This is a genomic window from Amycolatopsis sulphurea (assembly GCF_002564045.1).
Taxonomy (GTDB): Bacteria; Actinomycetota; Actinomycetes; order Mycobacteriales; family Pseudonocardiaceae; genus Amycolatopsis; species Amycolatopsis sulphurea.
Map to the genome: position 1 here is coordinate 352,257 of NZ_PDJK01000001.1, position 15,448 is coordinate 367,704.

Annotated in this window: 10 protein-coding genes; 9 read left to right on the forward strand and 1 reads right to left on the reverse strand. The window is 68.0% G+C overall.

Annotated elements, in window-relative coordinates; genetic code table 11:
- Positions 1-33 precede the first annotated feature (33 nt).
- From ATK36_RS01615 to glgC, 4 genes are all read left to right on the forward strand, one after another.
- Positions 34-519: a universal stress protein gene (locus tag ATK36_RS01615; protein WP_098509504.1), complete on the forward strand. Its 486-nt coding sequence runs from the start codon at positions 34-36 to the stop codon at positions 517-519.
- Positions 520-583: 64 nt separating this feature from the next.
- Entirely contained in the window at positions 584-1,351 is a 768-nt protein-coding gene (locus tag ATK36_RS01620; protein ID WP_098509505.1) for a putative protein N(5)-glutamine methyltransferase, read from the forward strand.
- Between the two features lie 55 nt (positions 1,352-1,406).
- Complete coding sequence (gene glgA, locus ATK36_RS01625) at positions 1,407-2,564, forward strand: glycogen synthase (RefSeq protein WP_098509506.1); 1,158 nt, start codon at positions 1,407-1,409, stop codon at positions 2,562-2,564.
- Positions 2,561-3,778, forward strand: coding sequence for a glucose-1-phosphate adenylyltransferase (glgC, locus tag ATK36_RS01630; protein WP_170069539.1), 1,218 nt, complete (start codon positions 2,561-2,563; stop codon positions 3,776-3,778). The genes glgA and glgC overlap by 4 nt, the downstream gene beginning before the upstream one ends.
- A gap of 67 nt (positions 3,779-3,845) precedes the next feature.
- Here glgC and ATK36_RS01635 read toward each other — a convergent pair whose 3' ends face one another.
- Complete coding sequence (locus ATK36_RS01635; protein WP_170069540.1) at positions 3,846-5,057, reverse strand: glycosyltransferase; 1,212 nt, start codon at positions 5,055-5,057, stop codon at positions 3,846-3,848.
- A gap of 588 nt (positions 5,058-5,645) precedes the next feature.
- Between ATK36_RS01635 and ATK36_RS01640 the strand changes: the two genes are divergently transcribed.
- From ATK36_RS01640 to ATK36_RS01660, 5 genes are all read left to right on the forward strand, one after another.
- The gene (locus ATK36_RS01640; RefSeq protein ID WP_245914162.1) at positions 5,646-6,704 is read left to right on the forward strand and encodes a hypothetical protein; all 1,059 of its coding nucleotides are present in this window, start codon (positions 5,646-5,648) and stop codon (positions 6,702-6,704) included.
- A gap of 106 nt (positions 6,705-6,810) precedes the next feature.
- On the forward strand, positions 6,811-10,908 hold the full coding sequence (locus ATK36_RS01645) for a polymorphic toxin-type HINT domain-containing protein (protein ID WP_098509507.1): 4,098 nt from the start codon (positions 6,811-6,813) through the stop codon (positions 10,906-10,908).
- 15 nt (positions 10,909-10,923) lie between these two features.
- Complete coding sequence (locus tag ATK36_RS01650; protein ID WP_098509508.1) at positions 10,924-11,379, forward strand: hypothetical protein; 456 nt, start codon at positions 10,924-10,926, stop codon at positions 11,377-11,379.
- 612 nt (positions 11,380-11,991) lie between these two features.
- Positions 11,992-14,157 (forward strand): AbfB domain-containing protein, encoded by a 2,166-nt coding sequence (locus tag ATK36_RS01655; RefSeq protein ID WP_141544339.1) that lies wholly within the window; start codon positions 11,992-11,994, stop codon positions 14,155-14,157.
- Positions 14,158-14,387: 230 nt separating this feature from the next.
- A complete protein-coding gene (locus ATK36_RS01660) occupies positions 14,388-15,152 on the forward strand; it encodes an SGNH/GDSL hydrolase family protein (RefSeq protein ID WP_098509510.1) in 765 nt (254 codons plus the stop codon).
- Positions 15,153-15,448 lie beyond the last annotated feature (296 nt).

A 15,448-nucleotide genomic window follows, 5' to 3' on the forward strand; every position in this document is an offset into this window, starting at 1 on the left:
GATTTTCCGCCCGCGTATGGCGATAATGGCCCGGTGGAGCAACTGGTCGAGGAGTACGGCCCGCGCTGGGAGCCCGGTCCGTACGAACGAGGTACCGATGGACCGCGGGTGATCCTGACCGGGGTGGACACGTCGCCGACCGGGTTGCGCGCGGCGGCGTACGCGGCCGGTCTCGCCCGCCGTCAGCGAGCGCGGCTGGTGGTCGTGTACGTCGCTTCGCCCAGAGTGTGGACCGGGCTCGCCGCGGCGGCAGTGGTCGACGTACAGCTGCGGTCTTTCGAGGAGGAGATCAAGCAGTTGCGCGACGAGCTGGCCGCCCGTGCGCACGAGCTGTCGGTGCCGGTGACCTTCATGGTGCGGCGCGGCGAGACCTTCCCCGAACTGCGCCAGGCCGCTCTCGACGAGAGTGCCGACCTGGTCGTGGTCGGCGCGTCCGAGCAGGGCGGGCACCGGCTCGTTGGCTCGGTCGGCAACCGGCTGGTCCGCGCCGCGACCTGGCCGGTCGTGGTGGTGCCGTGAACAGTCCTCAATGGATGGATCGGGACGGGAATTCTTGCCTGGTGGCAGTGGTTTTCGTGGTCGGATGACAAGGAATAGCGGACGGGTGGACTACTCCGAGATCGTGACGCGGCTGCGTGCCGCAGGCTGTGTGTTCGCCGAGGACGAGGCACAGCTGCTGGTGGAATCCGGCGAACCGCTCGGACCGCTGGTCGCCCGCCGCGCGGCGGGGGAGCCGCTGGAACACCTGCTCGGCTGGGCGGAGTTCGTGGGACGGCGGTTCGTCGTGGCGCCGGGCGTTTTCGTGCCGCGGCACCGCAGTGAGCTGCTGGTCCGGCTGGCCGCGGGGTTCGCGCGGGCCGGTTCGGTGGTGCTCGACCTGTGCTGTGGTTCCGGCGCGCTCGGGGCCACGGTCGCCGCTGAGGTGCCGGGCATCGAACTGCACGCCGCCGACGTGGAGCCCGCGGCAGTGCGGTGCGCGCGGAAGAACGTGCCAGGGGCGGTGTACGAGGGCGATCTCTACCAGCCCTTGCCGTCGCGTTTGCGCGGCCACGTCGACGTGCTGATCTCGAATGTGCCGTACGTGCCCAGCGGAGACCTCCGTCTGTTGCCGCCGGAAGCCCGTGATCACGAACCGCGGACCGCCCTGGACGGCGGGGACGACGGGTTGGCCCTGTTGCGCAGAGTCGTCGCGGAAGCGCCGTCGTGGCTGGCGCCCGGCGGGCACGTGCTGTTTGAAACGAGTGAGCAGCAGGCGAAAGCCGCGGCCGCGGAGGCGCGCCGAGCCGGGCTGATCGCGCGTGTCGAACACTCGGCGGACCTCGGCGCCACTGTCGTGCTCGGCAGTCGTTGATCATCGTTCGCTTCCTGTACTGCGGACGGCCAGGCAGGGCGTCTAGGGTCGGGTTATGAAGGTCGGCCTGCTCACCCGGGAGTACCCGCCGGACGTCTACGGGGGAGCGGGGGTGCACGTCGAGTTCCTCGCGCGGGAGCTGCGGTCGCTGGTCGACCTGGACGTGCACTGCTGGGGTCCCGACCGGTCGGACGGCGCCCACGGGCACCGCGACGCGTACGGCTACAGCCAGCCCGCGTTCGCGACGATGGACATCGCCGTCTCGATGGCGGACGTGCTCGCCGGGCACGATCTCGCGCACAGTCATACGTGGTACGCCAATCTGGGCGGGCATCTCGCGAAGCTGACGTACGGGATCCCACACGTGATCACCGCGCACTCGCTGGAACCGCTGCGCCCGTGGAAGGCTGAGCAGCTGGGCGGCGGCTACCGGGTGTCGTCGTGGATTGAGCGCGAAGCCTACGAAGCGGCGGACGCGATCATCGCGGTGAGCGCGGGGATGCGACGTGACGTACTCACGGCGTACCCGGACATCGATCCGGCGCGGGTGCACGTGGTGCACAACGGCATCGACACCGGGCTGTACCGGCCGGACCCGGACAGGGACGTGCTTGCGAAGCACGGTATCGACTCAGACCGGCCGTACGCGCTGTTCGTCGGGCGGATCACGCGGCAGAAGGGCGTGCCGCATCTGGTGCGCGCGGGTGCTGAGCTGGACGAGGACGTGCAGCTGATCCTGTGCGCGGGTGGCGCGGACACCCCGGAGCTGGACGCGGAATTCCGCGGGCTCGTCGCGGATCTGCAGGCGAAGCGGTCCGGCGTGCGGTGGATCCCGGAAATGCTGCCCCGGGCCGAGGTGGTGCAGCTGCTGACGCACGCGCTGGTGTTCGTCTGCCCGTCGGTCTACGAGCCGCTCGGCATCGTGAACCTGGAAGCGATGGCGTGCGGCACCGCGGTGGTGGCCAGCGATGTCGGCGGCATCCCCGAGGTGGTCGAAGACGGCGCGACCGGGCTGCTGGTGCACTACGACGAGACCGAGCCGGCGGCGTTCGAGACCGCGCTCGCGGCGCGGATCAACGAGCTGGCCGCCGAGCCCGCCCGGGCGGCCCGTTTGGGCCTGGCCGGGAGGGACCGGGCCGTGAGACAGTTCGGCTGGGCCGCAATCGCCGGCGCGACGGTCGCGGTCTACGAGGCGTGCGGGAGGCTTTCGTGATCGACGGATCCGAGGTGCTGGGCATCGTGCTGGCCGGCGGCGAGGGCAAGCGGCTGATGCCGCTGACCGCCGACCGGGCGAAACCCGCGGTGCCCTTCGGCGGGGTGCACCGGCTGATCGACTTCGTGCTGTCCAATCTGGTGCACGGCGGGATCCGCCGGATCTGCGTGCTCACCCAGTACAAATCGCATTCCCTGGACCGGCACATCTCGACCACCTGGCGGCTGTCCTCGCTCACCGGCGAATACGTCACGCCGGTGCCCGCGCAGCAGCGGCTGGGCCCGCACTGGTTCCAGGGCAGCGCGGACGCCATCCACCAGAGCCTCAACCTGGTGCACGACGAATCACCCGCCTACATCGCGGTGTTCGGCGCGGACAACATCTACCGGATGGATCCGCGGCAGATGCTCGACGCGCACATCGCTTCCGGCGCCGGGGTCACCGTGGCCGGGATCCGGGTGCCACGCTCGGAGGCCCGCCCGTTCGGCGTGATCCAGACCGCCGACGGCACCCGGATCGACGCGTTCCTGGAGAAGCCCGAGGATCCGCCGGGCCTGCCGGACTCGCCGGAGCAGTCCTACGTGTCGATGGGCAATTACGTGTTCACCACGCAGGTGATGCTCGACGCGCTGCGGGCGGACGCGCGCGCCCCCGGCTCGAAGCACGACATGGGCCGCGACATCATCCCGGCGCTGGTCGCCAAGGGCGAGGCCGCGGTGTACGACTTCACCGGCAACGTGGTACCCGGCGAAACCGACCGCGACCACGGCTACTGGCGCGACGTCGGGACGATCGACAGCTATTACGACGCGCACACCGACCTGATCTCCACCTCGCCGATTTTCAATCTGTACAACCGGAAGTGGCCGATCCTGGCGCATCCGGGCCAGCGCGCCGCGGCGAAGTTCGTGGAGGGCGGCACGGCGACGCAGTCGATCGTGAGCAACGGCTGCATCATTTCCGGTGCCCAGGTGGTCGATTCGGTGCTGTCGCCGGACGTTCTCGTGGAGAACGGCGCCGTGGTCCAGGGCTCGGTGCTGCTGGACGGCGTCCGCGTCGGCCGCGGCGCGGTCGTGCGGCGGGCCATCCTGGACAAGAACGTGGTGGTGCCGCCCGGCGCGCACATCGGCGTGGATCTGGCCCGCGACCGGGAGCACTACCACGTGAGCCCGTTCGGGATCGTGGTGCTGGGCAAGGGGGAGACGGCGATCTAGCGCCTTCACGACCACCGCTGCGCTGTGAAGGGGTCCTTCAGGGACTCTGAGTCCCTGAAGGACCCCTTCACAGCCTTCGGTTCAGCGCTTCGACCGCGCGTGCCAGGACGCTGGCCGGGCTCGGCTGGGCGGCCATCTCCGCCCGGACTTCGGCGGCTGCCTTGCCGAACGAGTCCTCGGTGAGCAACCGCTGGACCATGGACCGCACCGCGTCGGCGTCGACGGTGGCCGGGTCGTGGGACAGGCCCACACCGCGGTCGACGACGCGTTGCGCGGACACCGGATTGTCCGCGAAGCCGGGCAGGATCAATTGCGGGATACCGTAGAACAGCGGCGCGGCAGTGGTGCCGGAACCGCCGTGATGCACGATCGCCGAACAGGACGGCAGGAACGCCGACAGCGGAAGGAAGCCCACCGAGCGTACGTTCGCCGGCAGTTCGCCCAATTCGCTCAGGTCGGCGGTGCCCGCGGCGAGCACGACTTCGACGTCCATCCCGCCGAGACCCGCCAGTACCGCGGCGAGGCTGCTGACCCCGTTCACACTCGGCACCACGGTCCCGAGGGTGACCGCGATCCGCGGGCGTTCGGGCCGGTACAGCGCCCATTCCGGGAGCACCGCGCCGCCGTTGTAGGGCACGAACTGCATGGGCCACCACGGCACGCCGTCGCGTTCGTCGGGATGCTCGTCCTGCGGGTGCAGCCCGCCCATGCTGGGCGCGCGCGGGTCGATCCGGGCGATCGGGCGCGCGATGGCCTGGCCGATACCGAGCTTCTCCCGCATCACGCGGGTGACTTCGTCCTCACCGGACATGTCCTGGTGTCCGGTGCGCCAGTCGATGTCCCGCATCGACCAGGAGACCCGGTTGCCCACTTCGAGCACCGGCACGCCGAGCGCGGCTGCGGTGAGCATGCCCGTCGCGTGGTCGGAGGTGGTGACCACCAGCTCGGCGCCGAACGCGCGGCCCGCCTCGATGGTGCCTTCGGTCATGGTCGCGGTAAAAAGCGCGAACGGCCCGTTTCCGCGGCGGGCCAGCCGGTATTCCTCCGGCATGGCGGCCTCGTCCGTATCGTCGCCGGTCACGCTGGCCACCAGGTCCTGCCAGACGTCCCGGTGCGGGAACACATCGGACACCGGCAGCCCGGCGCCCGCGCTGGCTTCGGCCACTTCGGCGGCGGTAGCAAGCAGAACTTCGTGCCCGGCCGCACGGGCCGCCCACACCAGGGGGATGATCGGCAGGGTTAGCCCGTACCCGGGCGCGGTGGCGAACAAGATCTTCACGACCGTGAGCCTGCCAGATCCCGGGCGCATCGCGCAGCCGGATTACGCGCGGGCGGGTGATTCGCAGGGTCCCGGCAAAGGTGGTCGAGGACTCGTGATCAGCAGAGCGAGAGCCGTGGCTGCCGCGTCATCATCGACGGCGCCTGCCATATCGATCGATTGCGCCCGGCAGCGGGCGATGCGGAGGTATTCGAGGCGCGACCACCTCGCGGAGTGCGCCGGACCTGTCTCGGGTCTGTGAAGGGGCCCTTCACGGACTCTGAGTCTGTGAAGGGCCCCTTCACAGACCTTCACGGACCTTCACAGACCTCCACCGTCTGCGCAGGGCCCCTCACACCGACTTTGCCGGCACCCTGGGGTGATCTGGCATCGATGAGTGCGTCGCGCCGGAGCCGGGACTTGGCGTATGAACCGTCGTCGGCCCGCCGGATCCGGGGCGGCCGGATTCCCATGATCGTCGCGGCTCGCCGGTTCGTTACGTGGTGGTTGGTGATGATCGTCTCGCTTGTGCGTGTTGGGTTGTTTCACTAATTTTTGTTTGTCCGCGTTAGGTGTTTCGGTCCGCGGTCCCAGGGGAGGAAAAAACGGATGCGTGCGCGCTTTGTGCTGTCTGCGGTCTGCCTGTCGGTGACGGTCGCGTTAGGTGTGTCCGGGTCGTCGTCGGTGGCGGTGGCCGCAACGGCCGGTGTCCAGGATTTCGCCGCGGAGAAGGCGTGGGTGCGACATCTGGCGATGAACGATCCACGGTCGATCGTGCGGATCGCGGCGTGGCAGGCGGTGTTGTCGAAGGCGCCGGAGGCGGCGATCCGGCAGTTCATGGACTCTGGTTACGCGTATGCGGTGCGTTTATCGGAGGAGAAGAAGGCTCGTAATACGGATTTCGTAAAGTGGGTGCTGGCCACGTACCCGGCGGAGTTTTCCCCAGCGGTGCACGCTGCCGCGCAGAAAGCGATGAACAGCCCGGACGACGCCGAACGTGAGCGGTTCGCGCACGGCGGTTTCGAGGCAGCCAAGCAGCGCGACAGGACTGCCCGCGAGACCACAGGCAAGCAGGCAAGGGCGTTGGCCGAGGCCGACCGGCAGTTCGTGCGTGATCTTGCGGCCCACGATCCTGGGGAGCAGGTGCGGGTGAGCGCGTCGTACGCGGTGCGAGTCGGTGCGACCGACAGCGACGTGGTCGATTTCTTCGCCAGTGGGTGGGCGTTCGGCGCGAAGCTCGACCTGGACACGCACCGCCGGCGCAGCGCCGACAACGAAATGCGATGGCGGGCCGCACTTTCCCGTTTGCTGAGTGACGCGGCGGCGGCCGAACAGGCCGCACGGGATGCCTCGGGAGATCAGGCCGAGCGGGCGAAGTCCGCGGCGGTACGGGCGTGGCAGGCAGTCGGCGAGCAGACCGGGCCGGCCCGGTCGTATTGGGGCGAGGCTCAGCGCCTGGCCGACAAGCAGGCTGCGAACTGGGCCACGGTACTGGCCGCGGCGAACGCAGGGAGCGGTCCGAACTGGGCCGCAATGACCGGTCCGGCGCGGGACAACCAGGCCGAGTGGACCGACGAGAGCACGCAGGCCGCGCAGCAGGCTCGGTATTGGGCCGGGTTGTTGCAGCAGGCCGAAGACGGCGAGCAGCGGGTCCGCGCCGCCGTCTGAACCGATCGCCCCAAACGCACGAGCACGACCCTTCCGTATTTTCAAGTGTGCGCTGTGGCGCACTCGATCCCGAGGGACTGCGTTGAAACACGCCCGAAGACTTTTCTTGCTCTTTATCGCGTTCGCGGTGCTGGCCGGGGTGGTCCAGCCGGGTGCCGCGACGGCCGCACCAGGCCGGGTCGCGGCCGCTGCGGATCAGCCGGCGGTGGAGGACCCGGCGCGGCCGATGCCGTCGGATCCGTATCGGGAGTGGGACGGTTCGGCCGGGGTGCCGGATCGGGGTGATCCGCGGTTGCGCCAGATTGTGGTGGACAACGCGGAGCTGGCCGAGGAACCGGAGGTTCGTGAAGCGGCGGCGGCCGCACTGGCCGTGGGCAGGAGCGCGGCGATCATGGAGTTCCTCGACCATGGTAATGCGGAGGCACAGGCGCGGGCGCGGGCTCGTAAGGATGAGATCGCGCGTCGCGAGCTGGCCGAGGTGGAGGCATTGCGGGGCACGGGTGGCCCTTACCTCAAGGCCGAAGTCGAGCGGGTGCTTGCGGGCAGCGTGTATGACCGCAGTGATTTTCTGGCTTTTGGCAAGGACATCGCGAACCAGCGTGACGCGGATGCGGCCAAGGGCGAGCAGGAGTTGCGGGATCGGGCTCGCGCCCGGGTGCTGATGCTGACCGCCGCGGCCGGTCCAGCGGTGCAGCGCGCCGCGCAGGCGGCGTTGGACGCTGGTGACGCGGCGATCACGGAATTCCTGAAGTCCGGGTATCTGGTGGCGGCCAAGGCCGACGCGGACACGCGGGAACAGCAGCTCAAGGACGAAGAGGCACGGATCAAGGCGGCTGAGGAACTGTCTGATCTGGCGCGCCGGTCCGCGCGAGCCACGCAGGCGCGCCGGAATCTGCTGGTGGCGCACGGCAATGGTGTCCGGGCGTTGGAGAAGTCGGCGAACGCGTTGGTGCTGGCGGGGAACGAGGCACGCACCGCTGCCCAGATCCTGGCGGCGAACACCGCGGGCGGGAAGCATCCGGCGGATGCGTTCGACCGGCAGAAGAACGAGGTCGCCCGTCAGCTCGGGTATGCCCGTCAGGCCGGCGAGGACGCGCAGCGGGCATCGGCGTCGGCGCAGGTGCAGGCGAACATTCTGGTCGAGACCGGCCTGACCTACGGCGTGCAGTGGGCGCAGATGGCCACGGGTATGGCCAATGCCGCGCAGGCCGCGGTGAGTGCGTCGGAGACCGCCGCGCACACGATCGACGCGACGGCGTTCACCGATCAGGCCCGCAACGCCCAGGAACAGGCCGAACGGCACGCCGCCGAAGCACACCAATGGCGTCTGCACGCCGAGGAACACGCGAAGGCCGCAGCGCGGCTCGCCGATGCGGCCCGGGTGCAGGCGGACGCGGCCAAAGACGCCGCTGCACGGACGAAGGCAGCTCGTCAGGCAGCCGAGTCCGCTGAGGCTCAGGCGTGGGCCGCGGCCGAACGAACCCGGACCGCGCGGGTCACCGCCGAACGTGAAGCCGCGAACGCGGCGGCTGCCCGTCAGAAGGCGGAGCGGGAGCGTGCGGCCGCTGCAGCGGCACGGTCACGTGCGGATCAGCAGGCCGCGGTCGCGCACTCCGCACGCGCGGAGGCCACCCGCCAGGCGGGGATCGCGGCCGGGGCCCGTGGCGCCGCGGACGCGGCAAACGGGCGGGCCGCTGATGCGGAGACCCGCGCGCGTGGTGAGGAACGGAACGCCGCGGATGCACGGGACCATGCCTATCAGGCCGAACGCGACCAGCGGGCGGCTGAGGCCCGCGCCGCGGCGATGGATTCGATGGCCGCAGCGGCTCGGGGCGGCCAGAATCAGAAGCCGGCACAGGATGCTGCGGACGAGGCCCGCGGCGCGGCGGGGGTCGCGCGGAATGCCGCGGGTGCCGCGCGGGGCGCGGCGAACACCGCGACCGGCGCGGCGGCGGGTGCTCGCGCGGCGGCGACCGAGGCCGGTGCGCACGCCGCTCGGGCGCGGGCTGCGGCGCAGCAGGCAGCAGCAGCGGCGGCGCGGGCGAATGCGGCAGCGAACCGGGCGGAGGCCGAAGCCGCCGCGACTCATGCGGCCCGGCTGAAAGCCGACGCTGCCGCCTCCGACGCCACCTTCTCCGAAGCACAAGCAGCCGAGGCCGCCCGTAACGCCATGGCGCTCGCAGAACGGGCGTCGGACGAAGCGATCCAGGCCGCACGCTCGGCGGAGCGCACCAAAGCCGAAGCCGACGCAGCAGCAGCCGAATCCGTGTCTGCCGCCACCCAGGCCGGATTGGCGGTGAAGGCCGCGTCAGCAGCGAAGAACTCCTCCACGGCGATCACCGATCCCGCGAACACCGCGATCACCGTGGTTGCCCCGTTCAGCGGCGGTGACCTCGACGCCGACTTCGTCGTGCTGGTCGCGAACCAGGCCAAAGCCATCGGCGCCGAACAGGCCGCTGCCGCACAACAACGCGCGACCGAAGCCCTCGACGCCGCACGACGCGCCCAAGACGCCGCCGACCGGGCAGCGGGCGAGGTGAAACCCGCGTTCGATGCCTCCGCTGCCGCGGCGCACTCCTCGGCCGCTGCCGCGAAGTCGGCGGCGGAAGCCCAGAAGGCCGCCGCCGATGCCGCGGTCGACGGTGCTGCGGCTCGCGCCGCTGCCGCTCGCTCCCACGACGCAGACGCCCAGGCCCGCGCCGACGCGGTCAAAGCGCGTGCCGCGGCCAACGCCGCCAGCAACGACGCTGCCATCGCCGGGAAAGCAGCCTCCGCTGCTGAACGCGACGCAGCCGCCGCGCGTGCTGCCGCGAACCGCGCGGAATCCGACGCTGCCGCCGCCCGCGGTGCAGCCAGCCGCGCCGAATCCGACGCGACTGCAGCGGAAAAGGCCGCGGCCGAAGCCCAAACCCACGCGGACAACACCGCCCAAGCTGCGCGTGACGCACTGCAGCACGCCATCGACGCCGGCCACGCGGCCGACCGCGCGGAACAAGCGGAACGGGAACGGAAGGCAGCTGAACGCGCCAAGCAAGTTCAGCGGTTGGACGATGCCGGTCCAGATCCGACGGGTGAAGACATCGACGCGCTCTTCTCCGACGGCGGGGAAGAACTCGTGAACCGGTACCTCGCTGCGCGGGAGCAGACCAAAAAGGGGATCATCGATTACCTCGTCCAAAACGGCGGGCAGACCCTGCTGGATCTGATCGGCTATACCGACGCCAAAAGGTGCTTCGGCGAGGGCGATGTCGCAGCCTGTCTCTGGACGGTACTCAACGTCGGCACGTTGATCTCGATGGCCGGGAAGGTTCCGGAAGTTGTGGCGGCCATCGCCAAGGTCGGCGGAGGCCTGACCAAGTTCCTCGACGAGGCCAAGACCGGCCAGAAGTTCCTGGAACAGATGCGTGGTGTTGTCACGGCGGCGGAAGCCCGGTGTCCGAGCGTGCCGAACAGCTTCAGCCCCGCGACACCGGTGTTGCTCGCGGATGGCAGCCATCGTCCGATCAAAGACGTCAAGGCCGGTGACGCAGTCATCACGACCGATCCGATTACAGGGCGGACGGGGACACGTCCGGTCTCGGCGGTTATCGTCGGCTCCGGGCGCAAGGATCTGGTCGACGTCACAGCAGACAACGGCGCCACGATCCACGCAACAGCCGGGCACCCCTTCTGGGTCGAGAATCGACGGCTCTGGGCGCCCGCGGATCATCTGCGCATTGGTGACCGCCTGCACGACCGGAAGGACCGGCCGGTGACGGTCAGCGCACTTCGGTCGTACGAGGAGGAAAAAGTCGTCTACAATCTCTCTGTCGAGGAGATGCATACGTACTACGTCGAGGCGGGCGGTCGAGACGTCCTCGTCCATAACCTCGCCTGTTTGGAAGTGCTGAAGAATTTCGCCAACAAGCAGATGCAGTTCGGCCGCGAGCAGTTCCTTCTCGACAAGAAGGGGATGGACCACTTCCTGATTCGGCACCACCCGAAGTATTGGGACGGTTCGGTCAAGGAGAATCAGAGCTTCTTTCGTGAGAGCATGACCATCGATGAACTTCAGAGCACCATCGAAAGAGTGCTGGCGCAGAACCGGGACACGCTGATCAGCAAGGGGACTGGCGGCATGTACCAGATAGAAGGTACAGTTGATGGAATAACCTACACCGTGGGGCTGAACAATGGTCGGATTGGCCAGTTCTACCCCCACTGAAGAAATGGGAGAATCATGATCGAGGTGCGCACCCTGCTGCGCGAGTCCGACGGGACCTTTACGCTGCTGTCGGATGCTTCGGTTCCGGGGGCTTCGGTGCCGGATTCGGACTACATCGAAGGCGCGATCGAGCTGGTGATCAACGGGGTCGAGATCTGCGGCCAAGCTCAGTGGGATCTCGTTGACCAGCTGTGGGTGTACATCTGCACGATGCTCGGCGACTTCCGTATCCGGAATCGTGTTTCAACCAGGTTTCCAGATATGCCCGTCGAACTGATTTTCGAACGGCAAAAGGTTGGCCGTATGCTGGTCACGTGCGTCGGGAAGGTGGCGCGCCGGACGTCGGTTGCGGAGGACGAGTTCTTGCGCGCGATGGCGAAGGCCGCCCGGTCTGCACTGACAGGGCTTGCGGTATTGGCCCCGGTCAATGCGATGTCCTACGAAGAAGCGTTGAGCCTGCTTGCGTCGTGATCGGCGAAACGGCATGACAAGGGGGTTTGAACAGCGATATCTATTTAATGAGGGGAGGGTGAACTGATGTGCATTCTCTATTTAACTTCTCGCGGCAGGGTCTGCGGGAGCGGGCTTGCTCCCCTGCCTCCGCGGGCTCTGAAGATCAAAAGTATACCGAGTCAGACTGAACCGGTTCTCTGTAGGCCCAGAGACCGTCACGGTGCTGGACGGGGTCGGACGCCGTTATTCTAGAACGGCGTGTCGAAGAGGACTGCGACGCCGAGTCGGCGCTGCTCGGCGACCTGATTGTCCGATATTCGCCGGATCCTGCAGCTGAGGTGATCGAATTCTGAGCGGATGCGGCGATGCCGGCAATTAGCGTCCCGGGTCGTCTGGTGGCCGAACATGCGGCGCACTGATGGACACTGGTGATGAGGGTCGGAGCTACTTGCCGCAAAGCAAGATTTTATCGCAGACTGGCACTCCGGTCGAATAATTGCAGGAAAGGTGTACCAGGTCGACCGAGGTGTGCTACAGGAAGATCATGATTGTCGCCGACTATTTATGGCATAGGGTAACCGTGGATGCGGCGAATGGTATTTCGTTGGTTTACTGCGGGAGTAATTCGGGGTGATCGGGGGTTATGCGGGGTTTGCCGAAGATCGCCGATGCAGGGGCACCACAGGGGTAGGAATTCAGAGGGGAATGAGAGTGTTTGCAATGGGCAAGAGGCCCGGCCTGCCCGGCCGGGTGCTGATCACCGTCGCCGCTACGGCCGTGTTGACGGGGTTCGCGACCCCGCCGGTTTGGGCCGACGCCGTGCCGGTGGTGCCGTCGATGCCGTCGGTGAGGGCGTTGGCCGAGGCGCCCGTCGACCCTGCCGTTCCGCCGGCGACCCGGGTGCCGGAGGCGACTCAGGGCGAGAGGGTGGAGGCGGTCCGGTCGTTGGGACTGGACATCGACAACGGCTGGCTCGTCCTGCGTGACCACGATTTCGTCTTCAAGATTTTCGACACCGCCGACCCGGTGCGGTTCCCGCTGGTGAAAGAAGGCGCGCTGCAGGCATTCCGGGATGGCGATACGGCGTCGACGTTGTTCATCCGGTCCGGGGTCACCGAACTGGCCGGGCGTGATCGGGACAACTACGCGCGTGGGCGGTTGGAGCGTGACCAGGCGCGGCGATTGAAGCAGAGCGCTGCCGCGCTCGTCGCGATGCCGGTTACTGATCAGCAGCTCGATCTGGGTTACCGTGACTTCATTTACGACTTGTGGCATTTCGTGACCGGCTATCCGAAGGTCAAGGCAGCTGCGCTCGCGGCCTACGGGGCGTCGGAAGCCGAGCAGAAAGTCTTTCTTGCCAACGGTTTGCTCGCGGCGAAGCGACAGGACCAGACGGACGCGATCAACGCCGACAAGGACCGTGACGAGGCGGAGAAAGTACGGCTGGCGGCACGGGACGCCCGGCAGAACGCGGCCACCGTCGTCGGATTGCAGACCACCGACGTGATGCTCGATCTGGCCGACGACTTCTTCATCCGGAAGATCCTGGAGAAAGCGGCGCCGGGGACCCAGATCGCCATTGCCGCTCAGGCTTCCTTGAGCAGTGCGGTTCCGGCAGATTGGAAGGCTTACCTTGCCACTGGCATTTATGCCGCGCGTGATCGCGATGTCGCGGTAGAGAACGAAAAGAAGGCTGCGGAGAACCGTCGGGTCGTACGGGAGATCAAGGCCCGCGCCGAGAATGGTGGAATGCGGCCCCGCCTGGTCGCCGCCGCTGTCGCCGCGCTTGCCGGCTCCGACCACGACATCGAGGCCTTCCTGCAAACCGGCCAACATGCTGTGCCGACGCAGTCGCTGGAAGCGACTACCTCCGGTGTCCGTGGCGCGTACGTCGCCAGTAACGGTGGCAGCACTTACATTGTCCGGGGTGAGCCCGGCACTCGGAGCACTGCGAAGCTGACCGACGCTACCTGGACGATCAAGGATGGCTTGGCCGACCCGAATTGCTTCTCGCTGGAGTCCACCCAGTTCGAGGGCAGTTACCTGCGCGCCGACGGCGACATGGTGAAGCTCGCCGCCAATGACGGTGGTACCCCGTTCAAGAACGACGCAACCTGGTGCGCCAGCCCGGGCACGTCGGGTTCCGGTGTGTCGCTGGAGTCCTACTCCCACCGTGGCCACTTCTTGCGCCACTGGGGCGGCCAGGTGTATGCCGCCGCCAGTACCGACAGTGGCACCTACAACGCCAGCTGGCTGTTCAAAGAGGACACCACCTGGTCAGTGGTCGACCCGGACCCGGAGGTGACCACGCCGATCACGTTGCGCTGGAAGAACGACGACGCCCTCCGCGCCAAGCTGGGCGCCCCGGTTGCGCCCGAGGTGTACGACGCGTTCGGCGGCGGGGTCCGTTACCGCGACTACGCCGGCGGCCGGATGTACTGGAGCGCTGCGACGGGTGCGCACGCGGTCACCGGTGCAGCGTTGGAGAAATACCAGAGTGCTGGCGAATACCGTTGGAAACTGCCCACCATCGACACCACTCCGACGCCGAATGTCGAGGGCAGCTTTACTCACGTGCAGAACGGCGGCTCGATCTACTGGTCGCCCGCCACCGGTGCGCACCTGATCTACGGCGCGATCGGCGACCACTACGCCCGGCTCGGCTGGGAACGTTCCTACCTCGGTTTCCCCACCAGCGACGAAATCCAGGCCGGGAATCTGCGCCGTAACACCTTCCAACACGGCGTCATCGATCATGACCCGGCGACCGGCCGGACCCGGGACTACCGGACCTGACCCGGCGGCACGGAACCGGGGTCACCCCGTCACGCGCGAGGCGGCCCCGGTTCCGGCGATAGTCCTTGCACTGCTGAGCGTCGGTCAAATTAGATCGTCCTGTCACGCTAAAGTGTCCGCAAGGCCTCCGGTGTTCAGGTTCCTCATGGCGACGAACTACCTGCCGAAGACCTCTGGTCCCCGATTCCCGACTCGCCGGATCCCCGGTGTGCTCGAAAGGTCCCCCCACCATGCGAAAAGCCCGATTTGTCGCGCTCGTGTCACTTCTGGCCCTCGGTCTCGGTATGTGCACGACGGTCGGCGCGGACGCCGCGCAGGAGCGCACCTGGTGCGCCCGCAAGGGCTCGGTCGCCATCCTCGGCACCTCGGCCGACACCGGCTACGCCACCACCGGCTACCGGTCCGCCACCGACACCTACGCGCCCACCACCTACGGGTGGGCCACGAAATTGGCCAACGACCTGCACGCGGAATGGGGTACCGAAACCCGCAACCACTCGCACAACGGCGCGCTCGCCGCCGACTACCTGCCCGGCGGCCGCTGGGCGGACACCACCGGCGCGCTCGCCGACCTGACGGCTCACACCCCGGATCTGGTCCTCGTCGACCTCGGCGGCAACGAGCTGATCTCACAGGCCGACCCCGCGAAATTCCGGGGCGATCTGGAGAAGGTGATCGACGGTATCCGCGCCGCGCGGCCCGGGGTCGACATCCTGATGTCCATCTACGCCGAGCTGAAGTGGACCCCGAACCCCTATGGCGGCTCGGTCCAGCGTTACACCTGGGACCAGTATGCCTCGGTGATCCACCAGACCGCGGTCGCCAAGGGCACCGCGCTGGTCGACCTGCGGCAGTACATCCCGCCCGCCGGCTCGGCGAACCTGCCGAACCCGAGCCCGTGGAACGCCGACGGCATCCACCTCAACGACGCCGGGAACCTCGCCGAGTACGGCATGTGGTGGGGCTGGACCTCCAGCATCGGCAGCATCTGCTGAGTCCAGCACCTTCCCGGCTGAGTGTCCGGCTCCCTGATCACCCGGGCCGGTGGGGCGAACGCATGACCGGGTGCTGCGGTGGGCAGTGTGTCGGCAAAGTTGGTGTGGAGGTCTGTGAAGGGGCCCTTCACGGACTCAGAGTCCGTGAAGGGCCCCTTCACCGACCTGAAGCCGGTCCGGCGCACGCCACGAGGTGGTCGCACACACCTCAGCATCGCCCGCTGCCGTGTCCCCGACCAACTTTGCCGGAACCCTGCTGCGGTGGGCATGCGCTGGGCAGTTCGCATTGCTCCCAT

Excerpts from the sequence above, each read along its gene's own strand:
- glgA (WP_098509506.1), top strand. The coding sequence starts at position 1,407 with ATGAAGGTCGGCCTGCTCACCCGGGAGTACCCGCCGGACGTCTACGGG.
- ATK36_RS01620 (WP_098509505.1), top strand. The coding sequence starts at position 584 with ATGACAAGGAATAGCGGACGGGTGGACTACTCCGAGATCGTGACGCGG.
- ATK36_RS01650 (WP_098509508.1), top strand. The coding sequence starts at position 10,924 with ATGATCGAGGTGCGCACCCTGCTGCGCGAGTCCGACGGGACCTTTACG.
- ATK36_RS01640 (WP_245914162.1), top strand. The coding sequence starts at position 5,646 with ATGCGTGCGCGCTTTGTGCTGTCTGCGGTCTGCCTGTCGGTGACGGTC.
- ATK36_RS01660 (WP_098509510.1), top strand. The coding sequence starts at position 14,388 with ATGCGAAAAGCCCGATTTGTCGCGCTCGTGTCACTTCTGGCCCTCGGT.